Below are 23,749 nucleotides of genomic sequence, written 5' to 3' on the forward strand. Positions count from 1 at the left end.
CGGTTACTGCTGGCCGAACCACTTGTTCGTCAGGTCCTGGTAGGTGCTTCCATCCCTGACGGTGGACAGGCCGTCGTTGAGTGCCTGCGTGAACTCGTCGTCGCCATCGCGGACGCCGAAGCCGAAGTTCTCGCCCGTCTCGTAGGTGAAGGCGATGGTGACCGGGCGCTGGGCGGCGAATGTCTGTGCGACCGGCTCGTCGATGACGACGGCGTCGATGTTGCCGTTTTGGAGGTCCTCGACAGCCAGCACGTAGTTGCCGTAGGAGTTGTAGTTCGACTCGTCGAGGTTCCCCGGTTCGATGAGCTCTGACTGGACCGTGCTCTCGCCAGTTGTCCCCTTCTGTGCGCCGATGGGGCGTCCGGAGAGGTCCGACAGAGACTCCGGCGAGAAGTCGCCGTCTTCACGGACGACGATTGCCTGATTGGAACTGTAGTACGGGTCGGTGAAGTCGATGGTCTCGTCGCGCTCGTCATTGATAGTCATCCCTGCGGCGACCACGTCGATGTTCTCGTTGGTCAGCGCCGGAATCAGGGACTTGAACTCGAACTCTTCCCAGCCGGCCAGGGTGTAGTCGGTCTCGTCGACGACCGCTTCAAGCAGGTCGATATCGAACCCGACGAGTTCGCCGTCCTGCTTCATCTCGAACGGGGGGAAGCCCGGTGCAGTTCCGGCAGTGATTTCGGTAGTGCCGTCATCACCGCCACCGCCGCCGCCGAAACAGCCGGCGAGCGATACGGTCACTGCAGTTCCACCGACCGTGGAGAGATACTGGCGTCGTGAAAGGCCGTCGTCTGACATAATCCCCACCACACGACAGACCGGAATATATCTTACGTGTTAACCACGGGGGTGGTACTCGTGTTCAATCGTCTGCGCGTGCCGTGTGCTGGCTGTCGGCTGATTGCACCGACGGCGACTCCGCCGTATCGGTGTAGGCCCACGCCGTCGCCGCGACCATCGCCCCGAAGATGAGTTGTGCAGCCCCGTGGTGGAGGACCTGCGCCGTGGCACCGAAGTTGAAGATGGTGTTTGCGCCGAGGAGGACCTGCACCGGGAGCACGACCGTGGCGACGCCTGTTGCGAGCTTGATCCGCCGGCTGTACTCACCGCGCCACGCGGCGATGGTCGAACCGAGAATACCGAAGCCGGTGATCATCGCGACTAAACGGTGGAACCACTCGACGAAACTCGCCCAGTTTGCGGGGAACAGACCCATCCAGCCGTCACAGAACGGCCAGCGTGCCTCACAGGTCAGCCCGGCGCCGATAGCCCCGGTGTACACGCCAAGCAGGATGAGTGCGAACGTCAGCACCGTCGTCGTCGCCACCAGTCGGCGGAAACGGGTGGTCATACCTAGCACTTCGGTTGCACGTACTTATGCTCTCTTTTCGCGCTCTGCCGACGAGTACAATTATCTTTGCTGATATTCCCGGAGTCATCTTTATCTACAGGTGCCCTGGAATGGAACATAGCTAGCTTATGTTCGAACAGATCCGCACCTACATCTACGGCCAGGCGTCCCGTTCTTCGGACGCTACGGCCCGACGGGCGGACGGCGGTCTCGGCGCGAGTGACGGGCAAGCCCGCTTTCTGGCCGACGCCATCGACCCGGACTCGCCACGCCTCGCCGACCGCTTCGACGACCCGGATAAGGCCGCTACCGGGACCCAACACGTCGAGCGGCAGTTCGAACTCGAACCTGACGAACTCCGAGCGCTGATCGACGAATACGAAACCGCCGGAATCAGCCAGAGTGAGTTCATTGCGGCCCAGGGCTTCGTCACCGAATCGCTCGTCGAAGGCGCGTTCGAGCAGCTTCGGGACGAACTCGGCCCGGATGCACAGGCCGCTATCGACTCCGTCGAGGCGGAGCTCCAAGAAGGGCTGGAAACGACACAGTCTGTCTCACAGGCCGGTATCGATGCGTTCACCGACTCTGTGGCGGACAGTGGCTCCGGCACGGGACTCGACTACCACAGCGTGTTGCAGCATATCGGGACACCGCTCTTTATTCTGGATACGAACGGTGATATCCTCAGCTGGAACCGTTCGATCGAAAACCTCACCGGCGTCTCCGAGGCCGAAGCAAAGGAGATGGAGATGGCGAGCATGGCGTTCTATCCGGACGGCCGACGCGGGAAGACTCTCGCCGACAAGGTTCTCGACGCCCCGGAGACGACCCACACGGAGTACGACGTGCCGAAGGTCGAGGACGAGGAGTTCACGCTGTACCGCGACACAAGCGTGATGGCCGACCAGCACGGGAACGAACGCCACATCTCCTTTAGCGCTGCCCCGATTTACGACGACGACGGCGAACTCATCGCGGTCGTCGAAATGGTCCAGGACCGGACTGACGAGGCCAACCGCCACGAGGCCGTGACGAGTCTGGTCGATGAGATCAAATCGACCATGGCCGCGCTCAAGAACGGCCGCCTCGACGCCCGGGCGTCGTTCGACCGGACCGACGGCGGCGAGTACGTCGACGACCAGTTGTACGAAGTCGTCGGCTCGCTCAACGATATGGCCGAACAGGTCGAGCAGTTGGCGGACCAGGTGGACGCACAGGCGCAACAACTTGCGACCACTATCGAGCAGGCGAATTCGTCCGCAGAGGCTGTTGAAAGCCGGGTTACCGAACAGACCGACTCCCTTACCCAGGCGGCCGACAACATCCAGGATATCGGGGCTGGGATGGAAGAGGTCGCCGCGACGTCTAGCGAAGTGGCGTCGGCAGCACAGCGTGCGAAGGCGGCCGCGGAAGACGGGTCAGACGCCGGCGAAGCTGTCATGGACGTTACCGACGGGCTCGCCGAGACGAGCGAAGACCTCGTGGACACCGTCACAGACCTCGACGACCAGATGGACGAAGTGAGTGAGATCGTCGAGATAATCGCCGACGTGGCGGAGCAGACGAATATGCTCGCCCTGAACGCCAACATCGAGGCGGCCAGAGCCGGCGAAAGCGGGAGCGGGTTCGCTGTCGTGGCTGACGAGGTGAAGACGCTCGCTAACGAGACGAGCGAGTACGCGTCCGAGATATCGACGAGTATCACCACGATTCAGGACCAGGCGTCCGAGACGGCCGAGATGGTCGAGACGTCACACGAGCAGGTCGAGCACGCGGAATCCGAGATCGCGGACGCCCTGGATGCGCTGGACGAGATTTCCGACGCCGTCGAGGAAGCGACGCGAGGCATCCAGGAGGTCGCCGACGCCAACGACGATCAGGCGAGCGCTATCGAGAACGTGACTTCGATGGTCGAAGACGCACAGAACCACGCTCAGGAGGCCGAAACGGCGACGAAGGAGATCGTCGAAGCGACCGACCGACAGGAAGACGCGGTCACCGAACTGACCGACCGGGTCGGCGAACTCACCAACACGAACTGAGGTCCGCGGCCGGTCCATCGGGCGGGTCCCCGGCGGCGGCTGTTTTCCAATTGATGGGACACGACCGGGGCAAAAACCGCTGCAACAAGCCGACATTCGACAACCGTCGTTGTACCGCTCGTCCGTTGACGGTAAACTTGTCTTTTTTACAGTAGGGTTCGACATCCGGATATGGGACTTGACGAGGATGCACTGGAGTACCACCGGAGCAAGCCGCCGGGGAAGATAGAGATTGCGACGACGAAGCCGACGAACACACAGCGAGACCTCTCGCTGGCGTACTCGCCCGGCGTGGCCGCACCGTGTGAGGAGATCGACAAAGATCCCGAGAAGGCCTTCGAGTACACCGCGAAGGGGAACCTCGTGGGCGTCGTCTCCGACGGGTCCGCCGTGCTCGGCCTCGGCGACATCGGCCCGGAAGCCGGGAAGCCGGTCATGGAGGGGAAGGGCGTGCTGTTCAAGCGCTTCGCCGACATCGACGTGTTCGACGTGGAACTGGACACGGACAACGCCGAGGCGATGATACAGACGGTGGAGGCGATGGAGCCGACCTTCGGCGGTATCAACCTCGAAGACATCGCCGCCCCGGAGTGTTTCGAGGTCGAGCGCCGACTCAGCGAGAAACTCGACATCCCGGTGTTCCACGATGACCAACACGGGACCGCGATCATCTCCGGCGCGGCGCTGGTCAACGCGGCCGACATCGCCGACAAGGATCTGGAGGAGCTGGAGGTCGTCTTCTCCGGGGCCGGAGCGTCCGCTATCGCCTCGGCGAAGTTCTACGTCTCCCTGGGCGTCTCGAAGGACAACATAACGATGTGTGACTCCTCGGGCATCATCACCGAGGAACGAGCGACCCACGAGGAACTCAACCGATTCAAACAGGAGTTCGCCCGCGACATCCCCGAGGGCGACCTCGCCGACGCGATGGACGGGGCCGACGTGTTCGTCGGGCTCTCCGTCGGCGGCATCGTCGACCAGGAGATGGTGCGGTCGATGGCCAGCGACCCCATCATCTTCGCGATGGCAAACCCGGATCCGGAGATCGGCTACGAGTCGGCCAAGGCCGCCCGCGACGACACGGTCATCATGGCGACCGGCCGTTCGGACTACCCGAATCAGGTCAACAACGTCCTCGGGTTCCCGTTCATCTTCCGCGGCGCACTCGACGTGCGGGCGACCGAAATCAACGAGGAGATGAAAGTCGCAGCGGCCCGCGCGCTGGCCGACCTCGCAAAGCAGGACGTGCCCGACGAGGTCGTCAAGGCCTACGGCGACCAACCCCTGCAGTTCGGCCCGGACTACATCATCCCGAAACCGCTGGACCCGCGGGTCCTGTTCGAGGTGACCCCCGCCGTCGCCGAGGCCGCCATCGAGAGCGGCGCGGCACGGACGAATATCGATACGGAGGCCTACGTCGAAGAGCTCGAAGCGCGGCTGGGCAAGTCCCGCGAGATGATGCGCGTCGTGCTCAACAAGGCCAAGAGCGACCCCCAGCGGGTCGTGCTCGCCGAGGGCCACGACGAGAAGATGATCCGCGCGGCCTACCAGCTGGTCGAACAAGGAATCGCCGAGCCGGTCCTCATCGGTGACGCCGACCGCATCGAGTCCACGCGCCGGAAGTTCGGCCTGGAGTTCGACCCCGTCGTCGTCGACCCCGAGACAGCCGACGTGGCAGACTACGCCGACCGACTGTACGAACTCCGCCGGCGGAAAGGCATCACCCGCCGCGAAGCCGACGAACTCATTCGGGACGGGAACTACCTCGGCAGCGTGATGGTCGAGATGGGTGACGCCGACGCGATGCTGACCGGGCTTACCCACCACTACCCCTCGGCCCTACGCCCGCCGCTGCAGGTCATCGGGACGGCCGACGACGCCGACTACGCGGCCGGCGTGTACATGCTGACGTTCAAGAACCGCGTCATCTTCTGTGCTGACACCACGGTCAATCAGGACCCCGACACGGACGTACTGGAGGAGGTCACCCGTCACACCGGGGAACTGGCCCGTCGGTTCAACGTCGAACCGCGAGCGGCGATGCTGTCGTACTCGAACTTCGGGAGCGTCGACAACCCCGGGACGAAGAAGATCCGCCGGGCGGTCTCGCGCCTGCAGGACGACGACCGCGTGGACTTCCCGGTCGACGGAGAGATGCAGGCCGATACCGCCGTCGTCGAGGACATCCTGCAAGACACCTACGAGTTCTCCGAACTCGACGACCCCGCGAACGTCCTCGTGTTCCCCAACCTCGAAGCCGGGAACATCGGCTACAAGCTCCTCCAGCGGCTGGGCGGCGCTGAGGCCATCGGGCCGATGCTCGTCGGCATGGACAAGCCGGTCCACGTCCTCCAGCGCGGCGACGAGGTCAAGGATATCGTGAACCTCGCGGGCGTCGCCGTCGTCGACGCTCAACAGGAGTAACAGACGCGAGCGTGGCGAGCGTTTTTCGCCGCCGAAAGACTCGCTGCCCTCGTCTTTCGAGCCCTCGTTCGCTCCGCTCACGAGAACCACGTTTTTCAGGGAGTGGTGTGCGAGTGCTGCGAGCACACCCGAGCTGAAAAAGGTGGTAGCGACATCGTGAACCTCGCGGGCGTCGCTGTCGTCGACGCACAGCAGGAGTAGCGACTAGCGACTGCTTTTTTTGAGCTAGGTCGGAATCATCCGTCAAAAAACGTAGCGTTCAGGCCTGTCGCCGGAACGCGATGTCACGTATCGCCTCGCCGTCGGCCGCGGGTCGGTGGGTGGACGAAGAGTGCGTCAATGACCGCCACAGCACCGACAACTGATGCGCCAGCGATCGCTACCTGCATCGAGAGGCCCAGAACGACCGCGGCGACGAGTGTGAGGACGAACACCGCGGGGATGACGGCGAGAACGAGGTCGTGCCGCGTCGGCGACTGACGCGGCAACAGCTGCTCGACGTACTGTCCGCTGAAACCGTCCGGTCCGTCAGTTCTGGTACTCAACGTTGCTCACCTCCCACTGCATACTATCTCATTTCTAATATATAAAATTTGGTCTGTGTGACGTTCCCCAAACGTACGCTAGAATGGTTCCAACTATCTACATAACTTATAGCGATTATCTTCTGTGAAACGTGACTGACAGAGAGCCTCGGAACCACCAGTTACGATGTTTTCTGGCTGTGGTCAGATTTATCCACAGAATCGCGGTCGTATGTGATATTTCAGGTACGACAGCTGTGTGCCGGTCGAAGGGCTGGTACGGCTACGTGCTACTGTCGGCAGCGGCGTGAGAGAATGGGATACCGTGGCCGGCAGGGGTGCCGGTGCGCTCCGTCAGTCAGATGCGCCGCCACGCTCCGCGCGTGATGGCGGCGGGACGCGTTCGTTTACCGTCGGCGCGTCAGGGAGGACACATCGGTCCGGCTCGCCGTTGACGTGAGCGTACTGGTCGGGTGCGTTCGCCAGCGGATGAGCGGGGTTACGGTCGCCGGAGATCCGTGCGGCACGGACCTCGCCGAACCCGTTGATACGTGCCTGGATTCCGCGCCAGTGCAGTCCCGTTGCCGGCGGGACCGACACGGAGTGTGGCGGGTCGTAAGCGGAGCCATGGGAGGCCAGCACCTCCGCGTTCACGTTCTCGGCGAGCTGGTCGTGGTCGATGAGCAGGCCGACGCGGGCGTTGGGCGGGGCCCGTCTCGCAAGCACGTCGAGCCCCAGATGGAGCGCCCGGTACTCCGCGACGTTGTTGTCGGGGCAGGTGTCTGGGACAGACAGCCTGACGACGCGCTCACCGTCGAGCGTTTCGACGACGACACCCAGCCCGCCTGTCGGGCTGTCCGAATCGCTGTCGGGCGATGTCGTGCCGCCGTGGGGCCTGAACGACCCGTCTGTGGCAACGTAGAAGTCTCGATGGTGACTCCGCGGCGGATGCGCGATGTGCGGCGTCGGTGATTCATCGAACAGGTCTCGAAGTGACGGCCGGCCGTAAGCGGCCATAGTTTCCGTTGGGTAAGCAGGGTATTAAATATATTCCCTCGACAGACTTCTCGTCTCAGTACAGCGGTTTGACGGCTTACTGGACGGGCTACTCTCTACTTCAGACCCGCACCCCGTGTCGAATCTGTTAGCTGGTGAGAAAGAGTTATATCTACACAGTTCCATGTTACCAACACACATGACTCCGACGAAAATTCGTGAGCGACTCGAAGAGGCAGAAGGCCGGGTCGACAAAGAGCAGTTCGTCAGCGCGTTAGAGTACGTCCGGGACGACGGTCGCACGCGTCGCTAACCGTATTTTTATCCTGGCTAGCGGAGGCGCGTACTGGGCCTAGCGATGGTGAGCGACGAGACTAGCGGATCTGAGCGATACCTGTTGGGCCACTTTGTGGCCCGGTTCAGTCGTCGGTGAGTTGCCAGCCGTCGCCGACCGATTCGACGACGCCGCGCCGCTCCATCTCGGTCGTGACCTCGCCCAGTCGATTCGGCTGTGCGATCTCTAAATTCGTGCGGCTGACGCCGTGGTACTCCCGCAGTAGCTGACGGATGTCGTCTTCGTTATGGGTCTGCTGGTCGCTCTTTTCCATCACGCCTGCGACGAGTTCGACCATGTCCTCGACGAAGTTCCAGGGGTAGACGACCCAGGTCCACTCCTCAAGGCGCTCGCCGACGAACTCCGGCTCGTGGTCGCTGGTCTGGAGCAACTGGAGCGTCGCTGTCCGGACGCTGCTCGGGTTTCGGTCGCGCACGCACTCGGCGGCCGTTTCGATGGACTGGCCAGTGTCGGCGATGTCGTCGACGACCAGCACGTCCTTCCCCTCGACCGCGCCGTCAGCCAGCGGGTATTTCACCTGCGCCTCCTCGCCTTTCGCCGCGGTCCCGACGTAGTGTTCGACTTTCAGGCTCGCCAGGTCGTCCAGCCCGAGGAAGTCACAGAGACAGCGCCCGCCGAACCAGCCGCCCCGTGCCAGCGCGACGACCACATCGGGTTCGAACTCGGCGGCCTTCACGTCGTCAGCCACGTCTCGACAGAGGCCGTAGATGTACTCCCAGTCGGTGATGGTACACGAGAACTCATCCGGTAGCTCGCCCATACGAGATGGCGTGTGTGGCCGGACTTAACCGTTGCATATTCCGCATCAGTTGCCGAGCACGGTTGAACCGCTACGCGTTCGGGTCGCCTTTCCGGAACTCCCGGAGGAGGACCGTCGCGTAGCTCCCCTTTGGCAGCGAGAACGAGAACGTCAGGTCGGCGTCGTCGCGCTCGACACCGAGGTCCGTTCGGAGCAGGATGGCCCGCCGCGTCCCGTCGCTGTCGAACGCGCCGGGGAGGTCGAAGTCGCCCTGTTCGAGGCCGACGTCGTCGAGGACTTCACGGGCGATGTCGCCCGGTTCGCCACTGCCCAGCTCAGTATCGGTCCCGACCAGCGGCGCGGTGACAAACGCTCTCCCGCGCTCGCAGTGGCGCTCAACGGTCGACAGCCGCTTGGCAGTGACTTCCTGGGTGCGGTCGGCGTCCGGAATCGGGAAGGCCTCGGGTGCGTCGCTGTCACGGAAACAGACTATGTCGCCTTCCACGGGCCGGTCGAAGGGGAGCCCGCGGTCCAGCCGCTCGGAAAGGATGCGGTTGAAGACGTAGGACTGGGCGGCGTTGACGAACAGCGACTGGAGGTTCGACGGCAGCACCTCCAGCGCCTCGCGGAAGTCCGCCGGCTCGCTGGCTCCGTTCTCGACCAGCCGGTGACAGATGGAGCGCTCGTAGCCCAGCGCGCCGGGCAGCCTGTCCAGCGCGCCGGCCCAGTCGTGGGTTTCGTCGACGTATGCTCGCGCCTCCTGCGTCGACTCCGGTTCGCGCTCGTCCGGGTTTCCGACGTAGGCGAGGACTGCGTTCTTCCACTCGCCGCGGGCGATGGCCAGCCCGACCTCGTGGGTGACCGGCCGGCGAGACCCGAACCGCTGCTGGCCGAAGTAGTTGGGGACGCCGACCGTCGTGTCGCCGTCTGGCAGCGTGGCGTCGCTGGACCGGGCCCTGTCCCCCGTCGGGTCCTCTCCGCTGGCGAACGCCTGCAGGTCGGCCACCACGCTGGCGGCGTTGTCGGTGTTCTCGGTGTCCCGGACGACAATCTCGAAGGCATTGCCCGCCAGATCGCCGAAGAGGATGGGGCGGCCGGCGCGGCCGATAACCTCGATGTCCGTGCCGCCGATCTCCGGCAGGTCCTCGGCTGCGACTCCCTTTACCGAGAACAACTGGGTCGTGACCGCGCGCTTGTCTTTCGTTCCCGCCCACGACACCCGCTCGCGGGAGATACCCAGCCTGTCGGAGAGTTTGCTGGCAAAGTCGTTGGTCTCCCAGTTACGAAGCTCCGCCCGGAAAACGAGATGCGGATACGCCCCGGTGTCGGCGTCGACCGGTTCGGTGCCGAACGCCTCCAGTTCCCGAACCCGGAAGTCCGCAGGGGAAGCGCGGAGGTGGCCGCCCACCCCGTCGGCGTCGCTGACGTAGTACTCCATACCGACCGCTCGCTCGATTGGGTGGGCCGCTTGCATTGTGTGGCTGTTTGCGGGTCAGCGCTTAGGGCTGGCGTTTGCGGACGCACCCTCGTTTTACGCCGTTCCTCGCACCTAGTGTTATCACGACACACAATCTAGCTGTTTACAGGTCGTGGCTATGCGGGCGACCGGAGAGCACCACGATGCCAAAGCTAGCATGCGAGAGTTGCGGACGAGAGATAACGTTCGACAGGGACGGTCAGGAGTCCCGCGCGCCGATGCGGTACTGTCCACGCTGTGGCGAGGAGTTCCCGCCGCGCGACGAGTGGTAGGCCGGCACGGCGATTATCTGTAGGCCTCGAACTCCCGGCCGAAGATAGCGAAGTAGACGACGCCGACGAGGCCGACGACCGTAGCGACGCCGAAGGCCAGTTCCGGACCGGCCTGTATGACGACATCGCCAACGGGCACTGCCCACTCGCTCCCGTAGAGCCAGCCGCCGAGCGCGGCGCTCGGGATGACCAGCGTGTTCCGAAGCAGGTAGTACGTCCCGGTGACGCGGCCGCCAGCGTCCTGTTCTGCCGGGCCGACGATGAGCGCCTTGTGGGCGGGCAGGCCGGCAAAGCGCAGGCCGGAGAACGCGAACAGGAGCACCAGCACCCACTGGTTGCCCGGCGCGAAGATGAGCAAGAGCGGGAACACGGCGTAGACGAGAAAGCCCAGCGCGACGGCGGGCTTGAGGCCGGCCCACTCGGTGAGCTTTGCGACGGGAGCCATCGAGATGATGGCGACGACCATCTCGACGCCGAGCAGGACGCCGAAGAAGGCGTCGGGCCGTAGCTCCACGCCAAAGCCGGTGAACCCCACCGAGAGAAATTCCGTGACCACGATGACGAAAAACACGTACACCATACCGTTGGCGAAGCGGACGAACGTATCGGCGACCAGAAGGGGGCGGAGTGTCGCCGGCATCGTCCGCAGGTCGGCGAGTATCTGGTCGATGCCCTCGAAGGACTTTCCGAGCGTGTCCTCGCTGGCGTCGTAGAGGAAGTGCTGTGCAACGGTGGCGACGAGACCACAGGCCAGCGCGACCAGTAGCACGCGCTGGAACCCATCGACGAAGGTTGCCGTCGTCGCGAGCAGCGCCGCGGCAGCGAGGGGCCCGAGCAAGAAGCCGATGCGGCGGAACATCTCCGTACTGGCAAACCCCATCGCAAGCCGCTGTGACGGGACGCTCTGTTTGACGATGGCGAAGGTCGCACCCAGCCCGAAGGACTTCCAGGCCTGTGCGAGAAAGAGCCCGACGAACACGAGCGTCCACGCCGGCAGCGTCGTCGCGCCGAGCGTGATGTCGCCGACGACCGAAGCGAGATACCAGATACCGAAGCCGACCGTCGCCAGCGTCGCGAAGGCAGTCAGTGCCAGCCGCGAGCCGATGCGGTCCGACACCGCGCCGCCCGGATAGGGATACACCGCGCTGATGAGGTTCCCGACGCTCCCGTACAGGCCGATGACGCCGGCGCTGGCCCCCAACAGCCGCATGTACTCGGGAATGTAACGGCTGGTCATCTGGAACGCGAGGCTGAACGCCAGCATGGACAGCGACAGCACGAGCACGTCCCGCTCCAGCGCGAAGAACTGCCGGAAGGAGTCGAGCAGGTCCACGTCCTCCTCGGCTCCCGTCTCGGTTGCCATTATCGGAGTACAGTTTCTCTAACAACTTAACGCTCGAAGAAGAGGCAATCAGCCTCGGCTGTCCCGCCGGGTCCCTGCTCAGTACGGCAAGACGAACAGCACGACCGCCAGGAACGGCGTGAGCGCGAGCATCATCGCGATAGCGTAGCCGAACATCTCCCGGGCCTTGATGCGGGTGATGGCGAGCAGCGGCAGCGCCCAGAAGGGGTTCAGGAGGTTCGTGTGGGCGTCGCCGACGGCGTAGGCCATCGTCGCCTGGCCAACCGGGACGCCGAGGTTCTGGGCGGCTTCGAGAATCGGCGGCCCGAGGATGATCCACTCGCCGCCGCCGGAGGGAGCGAAGATGTTGACCGTCGCACCGGTGAGCCAGGCGATGACCGGGAACGTCTGTGGCGACGAGACCGAGATGAGCGCGTTGGCCATCAACTGCGCCAGCCCGGAGGTGGCCATCATCCCCTGGATGCCGGCGAAGAACGGAAAGAGCAAGACGATGCCCGACGCGGCGGTCGCCGCCTCGCCGAACTTCTCCCGATAGGTCTGTGGGTCCATGTAGATGAAGATCCCAATCGTCAGGAAGCCGAAATTGACGATGTTCAGTCCGAGCGCGTCGATGCCGGACTGAACGAACTGCGAGGCGACCAGCGCGATGCCGGTCAGGCCGATAATCCCACCGAGAACGCGGCTGTGGTTGATGCGCTCGGCCGGGACCTGCTTGGATGTCGCAGTCGCTTCCACGCCGCCGTCGCTTGCGGACTCGAACAGGTCGTCTTCGGGGATGTAGTGCGTGATGCCCCGTGCCTGGTCGCCGGTCGGCGTGATGACGTAGAGGACGACGAGGGCGTAGGCTATCGAGAGCCCGGTCAGAATGAGGCCGTAGGGGTGGAAGATGGTCTCCGAGGCGGAGACGACAACGTCGATGACGCCCTGCTGGATGAACTCGTTGCCCTCGGTTGCGAGGAGGAGCGGTGCGGACCCGGACAGCCCCCAGTGCCAGGTGAGGCCGAGGCCGAGATAGCCGGCCACGCAGAGGACCGGATAGTGAGCGTCGATGTCGTTCTCGTGGGCGGTCTTGCCCATCTCCCGGGCGAAGATCGCACCGAGGATGAGGCTCAGTCCCCAGTGAACCCAGCCAAGCAGCATCGTCAGCAGGCCGACGAGAACGACCGCCTGTTTCCCGGTGTTGGGAATCTCCGTCAGCCGGCGGATGCCGGCGTTGATACGCGGGTGGTACGCCACGACGAAGCCCGTCATCAGGATGAGGACCATCTGCATCGAGAACGTCAGGAAGGCCCAGAAGCCGTCGTACCAGAACCCGACCATCTCGACAGGGCCGGACCCGGTGAGGCCGACGCCGGCCAGAAACACGACGTAGCTGAGGATGAGCGCGAACAGGAACGGACTGGGCATCCACCGTTCCACCCACGCGGAGAGTCGATAGCCGATACGTTCGAGGGAAGTTTCATCTGTGTTACCAGCCGACATACTGTTGCCACCTCCTCGCGAATATGTCATAAAAGTTTGCTGCTATTTTGTCAGTTCTCCGCTAGTCACCGCTGTGCAGCCACAGTCCTGTGACGCGATTCCGACGACCGGACCGATCCTGACAGATGATTTTATCTCGGGTCCGAAGCAAGTCAGAGTATGTCATACAAAGTCGTCGTCTCTGACACCAAAGTGATGGACGGGGAGACACGGGCGGCGGTGCTGAACGCTGTCGACGCGACTGTCGAAACGATAACGGCGAAAGAGCCGGCGGCAGTCGCACGCGCAGTGAAAGACGCCGACGCGTTAATCGTCGACGCCGGCACGCAGGTCACGGCCGAGGTCATCGACGCCGCCGACTCGCTCAAAGTGGTGGGCCGGGCCGGCATCGGCGTGGACAACATCGACGTCCAGGCGGCAGTCGAGGCCGGCATGGCGGTCGTCAACGTCCCAGAGTACTCTGTCGAAGAGGTGTCGACCCACACGTTCGCGCTCGTACTCGCCTGCCTGCGGAAGATACCCACGTTCGACCGCTCGGTCAAGCGCGGCGAGTGGGAGTGGTCGGTCGGGCAGCCGGTCCGTCGCCTCGCCGGCAGCACCGTTGGCCTCGTTGCCTTCGGCAAGCTCGCCAGCCGGTTCGCCGCGAAGCTCCGGGGGTTCGACGTGGACGTCGTCGCCTACGACCCGTACGTTCCCGAGTACCGGATGGGCGACCTCGGCGTCGAGTCGGTCACGTTCGGGACGCTGCTGGCCGATTCCGACATCGTCTCGCTGCACGCGCCGCTGACCGACGAGACTCGGGGGATGATCGACGCGGACGCGCTCGACCAGATGCGCGACGACGCGCTGCTCGTAAACACGGCCAGGGGCGGGCTCGTCGACGAGACGGCGCTGTACGACGCGCTCGCCGGCGGCGACCTCGGCGGGGCCGGACTGGACGTTCGCGAGGCGGAACCGCCCGGTGACTCGCCGCTGCACGACCTCGACAGCGTCGTCTGTAGCCCCCACGTCGCGTGGTACTCCGAAGCGTCCCGGGTCGAACTGACACAGACCGTGGCCGAAGACGTCATCCGGGTACTGCGGGGCGAGGAGCCGGAGAACCCCGTCGACCCCGAGACCGGCTGGTTCTGACGGTCTCGGCGGCCGAGACGGTTATGTGTCGGCTTCGGCGAGGAGTTCGACCGCAAGTTCGGCCGCCTCGACCGCCGACTCGCCGAAGACGTAGGTTATCGGTTCGATGCCGAACGCGCCGCTGTGGTAGATGACACGGGGGACGCCGCCGCGTTCGCGGAAGGCCGCTTCGAGCCGTTCGTCCCGGTCCTCGTAGCCGGCGTCGAACTCCAGCAGCTCGATGCCCTGCTCGTGGGCGGCGTCGAGGACCGCCTCGTCAGTGCTCAGATTGAGCGCCGCCCGGCGCGAGGGGTCGACGGCCATCGCCGCCAGTATCGTCCCCGCGACGTGTTCCGACGCGCCGAACTCGGGGTTCGACGGGACGTTGACCCGCCCCCGCAGATCGTGAATCCGGCCGGGGACCGCCGCCACGTCGAGGGCGTCCCCGGCGTCCGGCAGCGCCATGCCGACGTTCATCCCCACGTTCGGGATGGCGTCGACGACGACGGCGCTGTCCGCCAGCAGTCGCGTGGCTCGCCGGACCGACGACAGCACGGCCCGTTCCGCTTTCACGGCGGTATCTGTTCCCCGAACACAGAGGTCACAGCCCATCCCCTGTAGCGCCGGCATCTCCTCCTCGTGGACTGCACAGATGGGTCCCCTATCCTCGAACTCCCGTACCAGGGCGAGCAGTTCGCCAAGCACCGCGAACTCGTCCATCTCGCCCGCGGCCAGTCCGTCGGCGATCCGCTCGATAGTCTGTTGCATCCGGGCGTCCTCTCGAAACCGCTCTTCTACGGTGACCGAGCCGCTGCCGTACTTGCTTACTGCGGCCTGTGTCACTCCGAGCTGGTCGGCGATCTCCTGCTGGGTCCACCCCTTCTCGTCGAGTCTCGTGGCGAGCATCGCCCGGGCCGTCGGGAGGAATCGCTCGACCACGATTTCGCTCGGCAACTGCAGTGTCATTGCCAGAAGTGAGGGCCGTAGTTCGTTTAGCAGTTTGGACTACGAAAGCTGCTGGTCGACTGCGGCGTTCTGGAAGCAGACAGCCGGAGGGGCCCGCTCGTACTCGGAGTTCGCCGTGTGCGTCACGAATTACCTTGTTACAACTTGGTTGTATTAGCAGGATATAATACGTCGGAGGTTGTTGTGTTGGCCACCAATGGCGTTCAGCGACCACCTGCTCGACACCGGCGAAGACATCTGGGACGCACAGAAGGACCACCCGTTCGTCCGCGAACTGGCCGACGGGACACTCGACGAAGCGGCGTTCGAGCACTGGGTGAAACAGGACTACCGGTACCTGCAGGACTACGCGCGGCTGTTCGCGCTCGCCGGCGCGACGGCAAACGACGAATCGACGATGACGCACCTGCTCGGGGTCGCCCATCAGGTGCTCGACACCGAGATGGACCTCCACCGGGAGTTCGCGTCGGACTACGGCATCTCGCGTCGTGAGTTGGAGTCTACCGAGAAAGCTCCGACCTGTCTGGCGTACACGAACTTCCTCGTCCGAACGGCCTATGAGGGCCACGAGGCGGAGATCGCCGCCGCGCTGTACCCCTGTATGCAGGGGTACCTCGACGTGGCCGAACACATGGCCGACCTGGCCGACGGTGAGCACCGGTACACGCCCTTTATCGAGATGTACACCAGCGACGACTTTCGGGAGGCGACGGGCTGGTGTCGGGCGTACGTCGACCGCTGTGGCGAGCGCTATCCCGGCCAGCACGACGCCATGGAAGCGGAATTTCGCACGAGCGCGAAACTCGAACACCGGTTCTGGGAGATGGCCTACACGCAGGAGGGGTGGGAGCTATGACTGGCGAGACGTACTCGGCGTACGCCGAGCGAACCGACGAACCCCGATTCACCGACTGGCTCCGGGAGCAGAGTCAACCGGACTGGGACGCCGCCGTCGAGCACCGCTTTGTCGAGGAACTCGGGGCCGGTACGCTCGACGAGGACGCGTTCGCCGGGTATCTGGTACAGGACTACGCCTTCGTCGACGAACTCGTCGGGACGTTCGGCCACGCGGTCGGGCAGGCCCCAGATATGGCCGCCAAACGCCAGTTTGTGGAGTTTCTCGATACCGTGACCGACGAGGAAGACGACTACTTCGAGCGCTCTTTTGCCGCACTCGGCGTCGAAGATTCGCGCTGGCAAGACCCCGAGCAGACGCCGGCGACGAGGGCGTTCATCGACCTGCTCGCTCGTGCCGCCCGAGAGGGGGGCTACGCCGAGACGCTGGCCGTCCTCGTCCCGGCAGAGTGGATATACGAGTCGTGGGCGACGGCCGCCGCGGCGGCCCACGGCGACCCGGACAGCGACGGCCTCCCCAGCTCCGGGATGGGACTGCCGTTCTACTTCGCCGAGTGGGTCGATCTCCACGCCGTCGACTCCTTCGTCGCGTTCGTCGACTGGCTCCGGGGCGAACTCGACGCCGTCGGGCCGACGCTTTCGCCCCGCCGGGAGGCCCGCGTCGCGTCGCTGTTCGACCGCACGGTCACGCTTGAACAGCAGTTCTTCGAGACGGCCTACGAGGAAACCGCTGAGACGCCCGACCACGAGGTGAGCCCGTAGATGGTATCCTCAGCTATCGTTCTCGGTCTGACCGCGGCGACCGTTCTCGTGTTCACCGGCATCGGCCTCTTCGCCGCCCGCGGCCGAATCGACTCGGTGGAGACGTACATCTCGGCCCGTGACTCGGCCGGTAGTGGGACCCTCGCTGCGACGGTCATCGCGTCGATGATGGGCGTCTGGATTCTGCTGAGCCCCGCCGAGGCCGGGGCCGCCTTCGGTGGGCTGCCCGCCGTGCTGGGCTACGCCATCGGCAGCGCGATTCCGCTCATCCTCTTTGTCCCGGTCGGCGCTCGCATCCGCGAGGTGATGCCCGCAGGCCACTCGCTGACGGAGTTCGCCTACGCTCGCTTTGGCTCCGGGATGTACCTGCTCGTCTTGCTCGTCTCGGTGTTTTACATGTTCATCTTCCTCGCCGCGGAGATGACCGGCATCGCCGGCGCGCTCGCGCTCGTCGCAGACGTGCCGCTCTGGCAGACCTCGCTGCTCATCGGCGGCTTCGTCCTCGTCTACACGACCTACGGCGGCCTGCTTGCGAGCATCGTCACCGACACCGTCCAGACGCTGGTCATCCTGCCGCTTCTGGCCGTCGGCTTCGGCGGCGCGCTCCTCTCGCTGGGCGGGACGAGCGAGTTCCACGCGACGGTGGTGTCGGCCGACCCGACGCTGCTGGACCCCGGATTCGGCCCCGGCCTGGAGTTCGGGCTGTACGTGGCCTTCGCTCTCCTGGGCGCGAACATGCTGAACCAGGGGGTCTGGCAGCGGGTGTACGCCGCCGACGGGGAGCGCGCCCTCCGTCGCGGACTGGGCATCGCCGCCGTCGTCGTCGTGCCGATGCTCCTGCTCGCCGGCCTGTTCGGCATCGCCGCCGCGGGGCTGGGCCTCACGGAATCCGGTTCCGCCAGTATCGCCTTCTTCCTCGTGGTGGCGGAGGCGTTCCCGACGTGGGTGACCCTCGCCATCGTTGTCCTCGCCGTATTGCTGGTGATGAGTTCCGCCGATACGATGTTCAACGCTATCGCCAGCGTCGTTACGGCCGACCTCGCCCGGTTGCTCGACGATCCCGACCAGCGGACCCTGTGGCTGGGCGGGCGCGGGCTGACGGTCGCCGTCGCGCTCGCCGCGATGTTCATCGGTGCGCAGGGGTACAGCGTCCTCCAGTTGTTCCTGACTGCCGACCTGCTGGCCGCTGGCGTCTTCGTGCCCTTCCTCGCCGGTCTCTACACTGAGCGGCTCGCCGGGCCGGGCGCGCTGGTCTCTGGCATCGCAGGATTACTCGTCGGCTTCACGTACTTCCCGTCGCTCCGCGGCCTTATAGCCGCGATACCGGGCGTCGGGAGTATGCTGCCAGCGCCGTCGTTCCTCATTGCCTTCGCTGGCGCGACGCTCGTCTCGGCCGCCCTCACCGTGGTTGCGACGCTTCTCGGCGGGGCCGACGCCGACCTCGAAAGCCTCGGCCGGGAGGTCCGTGCGCTTGACGATCCGGTGGCCGACGGGGGGTCCGAGCAATGACGCTACCAGCCGTCCTCCCCCTCGCCGCACTCGGGTCGACGGCGTTCGCGGCGCTGGCCTGGGGGTCGATTCTGCTTGTGCTCGCTGTCTTTCTCGCCGTCGGCTGGCTGGTCCTGACCGAGTAGTCCGGCGACCGTGAGAGTCCGGATATACGGCGTTTCGTGGTAACAAGACACATACTTATCATGATGGGTGAGGAACGTCGCATATGCAGACTTTCGTGCTCGCAACCAATTCCGAGACAGTCAGCCAGACACTGTGTTCATACCTCGAAGACGTCCTCGACCCGGACGACAGCGTATACGCGGTCAACTCACAACCGGGCGGAGACAGGACGCCACCGGATGCGGTTGCCGACGGGAAGGCCGCACTCGAAGTCGTCTCGGACCGTCTGGGCGACCAGGTGTCCGTCGAGACCTACCAGATAATCCGGGGGAACAGCCCGGCTGAAGATATCTTCGACATCGCCGAAGAGGTCGATGCCGACGAACTCGTCATCGGCGTCCGCAAGCGGAGCCAGACCGACCGGCTCATCTTCGGGAGCGTCGCCCAAGATATCATGCGGCAGTCGAACTACCCAATGCGGGTCGTGCCGCGGGAGTAGCGACTGGCCGCCGGTAACGGACCGCAGAGAAAGCAAAGACCGAGACAGCCGCGCTATTCGGCCGACTCGTAGTCGTCGAAGGCGTCGATCTCGACGCCCTCGTCGGTGATTTCAGCCAGCACGACACCGTTGCCGGACCCGGTGTCACGCTCGGCCGCGGCGTTGACCGCGCGAATCGCCAGATTGCGAGCCTCGGAGAGACTCATCTCGGGGTCGTACTGCCCTTCGATGGTCCCCGTCGCGACCATCGTCCCGGAGCCGGTGACGGTGTAGTCGTCTTCGAGCACGCCGCCAGCTGGGTCGACGCTGTAGACGTGGCTGCCTTCTTCGTCGACGCCGCCGACGATCGGGTTGATGGCGAAGTACGGGCCACCGCGGGCGAAGTTACCCGCGAGCGTCGCCAGCGCGTGAATCGAGAGCGGTTCGTCGCGGCGGACCTCGTAGAGGTCGGCCTCGGCGCGCAGCGAGCGGATGAACGATTGGGCCCCGCCGACGCTGCCGACCAGCGTCATCGCGGCCGTCGGGTGGATCTGCTCGACCTTCTGGACCTGCTTGTTCGAGACGAAACGGCCGCCCAGCGAGGCGCGGCGGTCCGTCGCGATGATGACGCCGTTCTCCGTCGAGATGCCGACGGTCGTCGTCCCGGTCTTGACGACGTTCTCCTCGTCGCGGCCGCCGTCCTCGTTCGGCAGGTTGCCGACCTCGGGTTCGTAGGCGTCGGTCAGTCGGTTCTCGGGGTCGTACATCAGTTCTCACCTCCGAGTTCGAACTCTTCCAGGCGCTCGGCGATGTCGTCCTCGGCGAGCTTTTCGAACTGCTCGCTTTCCACGTCGATGGTGGCGATGTCGACGCCGGTCGCGTCGAGGCCGTCCTCGTTGACCGAGGCCAGCGCCCGGAGCGCGAGTTCGATGCCGGCTTCGAGGTCCATCTCCTCGGCGTACTCGTCTTCGAGGAACGTCTGGATGTCCTCGCGGGAGCCGCCGATGGCGACTGCCTGCCACTCGTAGGGCGTTCCCGAGGGGTCTGTCTCGAACAGCCGGGGTTCGCCGTCCTCGATACCAGCGACGAGTAGCGCCACACCGAACGGGCGTGCGCCGCCGGTCTGGGTGTACTGCTGGATGTAGTCCGTAATCTCCTTCGTCAGCGACTCGACGGAGGCGGGCTCGTCGTAGCGCAGACGGTTGACCTGGGCTTGGCGGCGCGCCACGTCGATGAGCTGGCGCGCGTCGGCCACATGGCCCGCGCTGGCGACGCCGACGTGGGAGTCGATCTCGTGGATCTTCTCGATGCTGTCGCGCTCGATGAGCGGGGACCGGGCGTGGCGGTCAGCGGCGATGACCACGCCGTCCTCGGTGCGGACCCCGACGCTCGCGGTTCCGCGCTTGACGGCTTCTCGTGCGTACTCGACCTGATAGAGGCGTCCGTCCGGGGAGAAGATGGTAATCCCGCGGTCGTAGGCCTGTTGTTCGTTTCCTTGCATGATGTATCGTGTTGTTGTTCACCTGAGGTTAGGGTTGCTCTTATATAACCGTATCGCGGACCGCTGCCCTCAGAACAGCGGCAGGTCGCCGGTGACGCGGTCCACCAGCTCGTCCTCGGCGGGGCCGACGGCGAGTGCCGTGACAGTCCCCGGGTCGAGCTGTGTGTGGCCGGCGTCTCGGACGACCGCATGCGGCAGGCCTTCGCGCTCGGCCACGTCCGCGAGTTCGAACAGCTCGGACTCGCTGGTGACCTTCAGGACGACTTTCTTCTGGCCCGCGCCCTTCCAGGCTTTGCGGGGTTTCGGGCCGGCGTCTTCGTAGGCCGACAGCGAGGCGTGGGCAACCTGGGCGGCGAGCTTGCCCTCGCCCATGCCGATGTCGGCCCGCGCGACGATAGCCTGCTTCATACGATTACATGGCCACCCGTACTTAAACGCCCGTCGGACTCCCTCCACGGTTGCACATACCACAGAGTACATACGCCGTGGCCGAGCACACCCCGGAGATGCCCTCCATCATCCGAACGTTCCTCCTGCGACCGGGCGCGTTCTTCGAACAGCGACGTGACCGGCTGAACGGACTCCGTGGCGGCGGCCTCGCTCTCGGCATCGCTGTCGTCGTCACAATCGTTCTCGGAGTCGCGCTCCGGCTGTTCGCTGACCAGTTCACCGGCACCGTCGAGCGAGACAACCCCGCACGGCCGCCGGAACAGCTGTGCGAAGACGGCGGCGTCGGCGGAATAACCGTGTCCGGCTGTGACGAACCGGCGACACAGACCGTCGAAGTCGGGTCGTTCATCTGGGACTACGCGACTAGGGCCCTTCCAAGACTGTTTTTCGGCTTGATTATCGCCTGGATCGGACTGATGATCGGGCTGTATGTCGGCGCAAAGCTAGCCGGCGGCTCCGGGCGGTTCGGCGAGACGGCAGAGATCACCGCCTGGGGACTGCTCCCGTCCGTTGTCGGCGTTGCCGCTGGCGGTGCTGCACTCGTCTTCTTCGCTGCCACCACCGACCTCTCCGCGTCCTCGCCGGAGTTCCTACTCGAACAGGTACGGCGTCTACAGAACGGCCTCTCCGGACTCGTATTTCTCGCAATACAGGTCGGGACAGCGGCCTGGCAGGCGTACGTCTGGGCTGGCGGCCTCCGGGTCGTCCACGGGATCAGCAGGTACGCGGCAGTCGCCATCGCCGTCATCGCCGCGACGCTCCCCGTGATTGCCTCCTGAGAATCGGGGAGTTTAGGCTTCCGGCCGCACACGCCACTGTCATGATACTCTCAGATGCGGATATTCTCCGACGACTGGAGCAGGGTGACCTCGTCGTCGAACCGCTCGACGACCCGGACATCCAGATTCAGCCCGCCAGCGTCGACCTCCGTCTCGGTCGTGAGTTCCTGGAGTTCCAGCACGCCAACATCCCCTGTATTCATCCGAACTCCGAGGACGAAGTCGCCGACTACGTCGAGGAGACTGTCGTCGAGGAAGACGAGGAGTTCATCCTCCACCCCGGCGACTTCGTGCTGGGGACGACCCACGAGCGCGTCGCCATCCCCGACGACCTCATCGCCCACGTCGAAGGGCGCTCCTCGCTGGGCCGACTTGCGATTGTGGTACACGCGACGGCCGGCCTGTGTGACCCCGGCTACGAGGGCCAGATTACCCTCGAACTGTCGAACCTCGGCACTGCGCCCGTTGCGCTCACGCCCGGAATGCGAATCTCGCAGCTCACCTTTACCGAACTCAAGACACCCGCCGACCGCCCGTATGGGGCCGAACGCGGCTCGAAGTACCAGGGCCAGTCCGGACCGCAGGCGAGCAAGATACAGGGAGATAGAGAATTCGGGGGCGACCAATGAACGGGACGGCTCACGGTGGAGGGCGGCGATAGATGCGGTTCATCGAGGAAATCGTCGTCGACGACTTCCTGCCGACGTTTCGCTCGCTGCTGGCCGACGCCCTCAGAGAGCGCGGGCTGACACAGTCCGAAGTCGCTGACCTGCTGGGCATCAGCCAGAGTGCGGTCTCGAAGTACGTCCACGGCGACGTGGCGCGCCACGACGACCTGCTGGCCCACCGCGGGCTGGAGGAACTGGTCGAGCGACTGGCCGACGGGCTGGCCGACGGCGATATGAGTTCCGTTCAGGCGCTGGTCGAAACGGAAGTGTTCATCCGCGAACTCGAACAGGGCGGCGTCCTCGCGCAGTTACACGAGGACGCGGTCCCAGAGCTGGGCGACTACGACGACGAGTTCGCTGTCCACGACCCGGACTCGCAGCTCCGGTCGGCCGAGCGGACGCTCGCGTCGGTGCGGCGGGGGCTCAGCGTGCTGGAAAACACCAGCGGGTTCGCGACGCTCATCCCGGCGGTCGGGTCGAACCTCGTCCAGTGTCTCCCCGAGGCCGATAGCATCGAGGACGTGGCCGCCGTCCCGGGGCGGATTCTCGACGTGAAAGGACGGGCAACGATTCCGGCGGACCCGGAGTTCGGCGTCAGCGAGCACGTCGCGTCGCTGTTGCTGGCGGCGCGGGCCGCCGGGAGCGACGCCCGCGCAGTGTTGAACGTCCGCTACGACGACGGTGTCGTGACCGCACTTCGAGATGCCGGTCGGACTGTGGTCGAGTTCGACGCCGAGGAGAGCGTCGAGCCGGCCGTCGCGGCCGCGCTGGCTGACGACCCGGGGGCCGACGTGCTCTACCACACCGGCGCGATGGGTATCGAGCCGGTGGTGTACCTGCTCGGGGACGACGCTGTGTCGGTCGCTGAAACGGCGCGCGAAATCCTGTGACCGACGCGCAATCATTCTACGGCCGGTGGGCGCGAGTGTACGATTGGCTGGCGAGTGCTCCCGGTGTGGCGTCCTGGCGCGACCGGACGGCAGACGCGCTGGCGCTCGCACCCGGCGACACCGTCGTCGAGATGGGCTGTGGCACGGGCGCGAACGTGCCGGCCCTCCGCGAGCGAGTCGGGCCGTCGGGTCGGGTCGTCGGCATCGATGTGACCCGAGCGATGCTCGACCGCGCACGCGAACGGCCCGCGAGAACCGGCGAGACCGTTCATTACGTGCAGGCCGACGCCGCCCGCCCGCCAGTTCGAGCGGCGGATGCCGTCCTGGCGACATTCGTTGCCGGTATCTTCGAAGACCCCGCTTCGGCCGTCGACGCGTGGTGTGACAGCGTTGGCCCGGGCGGCCGTGTCGCCCTGCTGAACTTCCAGCGAAGCCCCAGCGCTCTCGCCGCACCGTTGAACCTCGCGTTCGAGGGGTTCGTCCGCCTCTCCGCGCCGGGAACGCGCCTGTCCAGACAGTCACACGTCAGCGCGTTCGAGCGACGGGTGCGGGCGGCCCGCGAACGACTCACCGAGCGGACGGTTGCGCGCCGCTACGAGACGATGGCCGGCGGGTTCGTCGGCCTGCTCAGCGGGACCGTCGCGTAGC

Annotated in this window: 25 protein-coding genes; 13 read left to right on the top strand and 12 right to left on the bottom strand. The window is 65.1% G+C overall.

The window, feature by feature from the left end; translation table 11 throughout:
- Window positions 1-3: 3 nt before the first annotated feature.
- Window positions 4-801, bottom strand: coding sequence for a basic amino acid ABC transporter substrate-binding protein (locus SG26_RS03960; RefSeq protein ID WP_050007031.1), 798 nt, complete (start codon window positions 799-801; stop codon window positions 4-6).
- A 64-nt stretch (window positions 802-865) separates the two neighbouring features.
- Window positions 866-1,354, bottom strand: a complete 489-nt coding sequence (locus tag SG26_RS03965; RefSeq protein ID WP_014040985.1) for a COX15/CtaA family protein — start codon at window positions 1,352-1,354, stop codon at window positions 866-868.
- 128 nt (window positions 1,355-1,482) lie between these two features.
- Here SG26_RS03965 and SG26_RS03970 point away from each other — a divergent pair, with 128 nt between their 5' ends.
- Window positions 1,483-3,396: a methyl-accepting chemotaxis protein gene (locus SG26_RS03970; RefSeq protein ID WP_050036895.1), complete on the top strand. Its 1,914-nt coding sequence runs from the start codon at window positions 1,483-1,485 to the stop codon at window positions 3,394-3,396.
- 171 nt (window positions 3,397-3,567) lie between these two features.
- Complete coding sequence (locus SG26_RS03975; RefSeq protein ID WP_008312566.1) at window positions 3,568-5,820, top strand: NADP-dependent malic enzyme; 2,253 nt, start codon at window positions 3,568-3,570, stop codon at window positions 5,818-5,820.
- A gap of 284 nt (window positions 5,821-6,104) precedes the next feature.
- Here SG26_RS03975 and SG26_RS03980 read toward each other — a convergent pair whose 3' ends face one another.
- The 4 genes from SG26_RS03980 to truD all read right to left on the bottom strand — a co-directional run bounded on the left by SG26_RS03980 (window position 6,105) and on the right by truD (window position 9,908).
- The gene (locus SG26_RS03980; protein WP_014040987.1) at window positions 6,105-6,365 is read right to left on the bottom strand and encodes a hypothetical protein; all 261 of its coding nucleotides are present in this window, start codon (window positions 6,363-6,365) and stop codon (window positions 6,105-6,107) included.
- Window positions 6,366-6,698: 333 nt separating this feature from the next.
- Window positions 6,699-7,361: a hypothetical protein gene (locus SG26_RS03985; protein ID WP_014040988.1), complete on the bottom strand. Its 663-nt coding sequence runs from the start codon at window positions 7,359-7,361 to the stop codon at window positions 6,699-6,701.
- Between the two features lie 398 nt (window positions 7,362-7,759).
- Window positions 7,760-8,455 carry a phosphoribosyltransferase gene (locus SG26_RS03990; protein ID WP_014040990.1) on the bottom strand — a complete coding sequence of 232 codons (696 nt, stop codon included), beginning with the start codon at window positions 8,453-8,455 and terminating at the stop codon, window positions 7,760-7,762.
- A gap of 70 nt (window positions 8,456-8,525) precedes the next feature.
- Window positions 8,526-9,908: a tRNA pseudouridine(13) synthase TruD gene (truD, locus tag SG26_RS03995; RefSeq protein WP_050036896.1), complete on the bottom strand. Its 1,383-nt coding sequence runs from the start codon at window positions 9,906-9,908 to the stop codon at window positions 8,526-8,528.
- Window positions 9,909-10,054: 146 nt separating this feature from the next.
- Between truD and SG26_RS21870 the strand changes: the two genes are divergently transcribed.
- Window positions 10,055-10,183, top strand: coding sequence for a hypothetical protein (locus SG26_RS21870; RefSeq protein WP_255355537.1), 129 nt, complete (start codon window positions 10,055-10,057; stop codon window positions 10,181-10,183).
- Between the two features lie 13 nt (window positions 10,184-10,196).
- Here the strand turns inward: SG26_RS21870 and SG26_RS04000 are convergent, their stop codons facing one another.
- Both SG26_RS04000 and SG26_RS04005 read right to left on the bottom strand, forming a co-directional pair.
- Window positions 10,197-11,546, bottom strand: a complete 1,350-nt coding sequence (locus SG26_RS04000) for an MFS transporter (RefSeq protein ID WP_014040992.1) — start codon at window positions 11,544-11,546, stop codon at window positions 10,197-10,199.
- Window positions 11,547-11,624: 78 nt separating this feature from the next.
- Window positions 11,625-13,028, bottom strand: a complete 1,404-nt coding sequence (locus tag SG26_RS04005) for a short-chain fatty acid transporter (RefSeq protein ID WP_050036897.1) — start codon at window positions 13,026-13,028, stop codon at window positions 11,625-11,627.
- 159 nt (window positions 13,029-13,187) lie between these two features.
- Here SG26_RS04005 and SG26_RS04010 point away from each other — a divergent pair, with 159 nt between their 5' ends.
- A complete protein-coding gene (locus SG26_RS04010; protein ID WP_050036898.1) occupies window positions 13,188-14,159 on the top strand; it encodes a C-terminal binding protein in 972 nt (323 codons plus the stop codon).
- A gap of 21 nt (window positions 14,160-14,180) precedes the next feature.
- Here the strand turns inward: SG26_RS04010 and SG26_RS04015 are convergent, their stop codons facing one another.
- Window positions 14,181-15,104 (bottom strand): thiamine-phosphate synthase family protein, encoded by a 924-nt coding sequence (locus SG26_RS04015; RefSeq protein WP_014040995.1) that lies wholly within the window; start codon window positions 15,102-15,104, stop codon window positions 14,181-14,183.
- Between the two features lie 196 nt (window positions 15,105-15,300).
- On the opposite strand from SG26_RS04015, the gene tenA reads away from it, so the two are divergent.
- From tenA to SG26_RS04035, 5 genes are all read left to right on the top strand, one after another.
- Window positions 15,301-15,960, top strand: a complete 660-nt coding sequence (gene tenA / locus SG26_RS04020) for a thiaminase II (protein ID WP_050036899.1) — start codon at window positions 15,301-15,303, stop codon at window positions 15,958-15,960.
- Window positions 15,957-16,721, top strand: coding sequence for a TenA family protein (locus SG26_RS04025; RefSeq protein ID WP_050036900.1), 765 nt, complete (start codon window positions 15,957-15,959; stop codon window positions 16,719-16,721). The genes tenA and SG26_RS04025 overlap by 4 nt, the downstream gene beginning before the upstream one ends.
- Window positions 16,722-18,230 (top strand): sodium:solute symporter family protein, encoded by a 1,509-nt coding sequence (locus SG26_RS04030; protein ID WP_050036901.1) that lies wholly within the window; start codon window positions 16,722-16,724, stop codon window positions 18,228-18,230.
- On the top strand, window positions 18,227-18,355 hold the full coding sequence (locus tag SG26_RS21875; RefSeq protein WP_004957827.1) for a hypothetical protein: 129 nt from the start codon (window positions 18,227-18,229) through the stop codon (window positions 18,353-18,355). Before SG26_RS04030 ends, SG26_RS21875 begins: the two co-directional genes overlap by 4 nt.
- An 83-nt stretch (window positions 18,356-18,438) precedes the next feature.
- The gene (locus SG26_RS04035) at window positions 18,439-18,834 is read left to right on the top strand and encodes a universal stress protein (protein WP_014041000.1); all 396 of its coding nucleotides are present in this window, start codon (window positions 18,439-18,441) and stop codon (window positions 18,832-18,834) included.
- 53 nt (window positions 18,835-18,887) lie between these two features.
- Here SG26_RS04035 and psmB read toward each other — a convergent pair whose 3' ends face one another.
- The 3 genes from psmB to pth2 form a co-directional block, all read right to left on the bottom strand.
- Window positions 18,888-19,580 carry an archaeal proteasome endopeptidase complex subunit beta gene (gene psmB / locus SG26_RS04040; RefSeq protein ID WP_014041001.1) on the bottom strand — a complete coding sequence of 231 codons (693 nt, stop codon included), beginning with the start codon at window positions 19,578-19,580 and terminating at the stop codon, window positions 18,888-18,890.
- Window positions 19,580-20,314, bottom strand: coding sequence for an archaeal proteasome endopeptidase complex subunit alpha (psmA, locus tag SG26_RS04045; RefSeq protein ID WP_007188840.1), 735 nt, complete (start codon window positions 20,312-20,314; stop codon window positions 19,580-19,582). Before psmA ends, psmB begins: the two co-directional genes overlap by 1 nt.
- Window positions 20,315-20,383: 69 nt before the next feature.
- The gene (pth2, locus tag SG26_RS04050; RefSeq protein WP_014041002.1) at window positions 20,384-20,722 is read right to left on the bottom strand and encodes a peptidyl-tRNA hydrolase Pth2; all 339 of its coding nucleotides are present in this window, start codon (window positions 20,720-20,722) and stop codon (window positions 20,384-20,386) included.
- 98 nt (window positions 20,723-20,820) lie between these two features.
- On the opposite strand from pth2, the gene SG26_RS04055 reads away from it, so the two are divergent.
- From SG26_RS04055 to SG26_RS04070, 4 genes are read left to right on the top strand one after another with little or no spacing between them, the layout of a single operon-like run.
- A complete protein-coding gene (locus SG26_RS04055; protein ID WP_228841572.1) occupies window positions 20,821-21,543 on the top strand; it encodes a YIP1 family protein in 723 nt (240 codons plus the stop codon).
- A gap of 41 nt (window positions 21,544-21,584) precedes the next feature.
- On the top strand, window positions 21,585-22,172 hold the full coding sequence (dcd, locus tag SG26_RS04060; protein WP_008312536.1) for a dCTP deaminase: 588 nt from the start codon (window positions 21,585-21,587) through the stop codon (window positions 22,170-22,172).
- Between the two features lie 32 nt (window positions 22,173-22,204).
- On the top strand, window positions 22,205-23,101 hold the full coding sequence (locus SG26_RS04065) for a thiamine-phosphate synthase family protein (protein WP_014041004.1): 897 nt from the start codon (window positions 22,205-22,207) through the stop codon (window positions 23,099-23,101).
- Window positions 23,098-23,748 (top strand): class I SAM-dependent methyltransferase, encoded by a 651-nt coding sequence (locus SG26_RS04070; protein WP_050036903.1) that lies wholly within the window; start codon window positions 23,098-23,100, stop codon window positions 23,746-23,748. The genes SG26_RS04065 and SG26_RS04070 overlap by 4 nt, the downstream gene beginning before the upstream one ends.
- The last annotated feature ends 1 nt before the right edge of the window (window position 23,749 follow it).

The sequence above is a fragment of the Haloarcula sp. CBA1115 genome (assembly GCF_000827835.1).
Taxonomy (GTDB): Archaea; Halobacteriota; Halobacteria; order Halobacteriales; family Haloarculaceae; genus Haloarcula; species Haloarcula hispanica.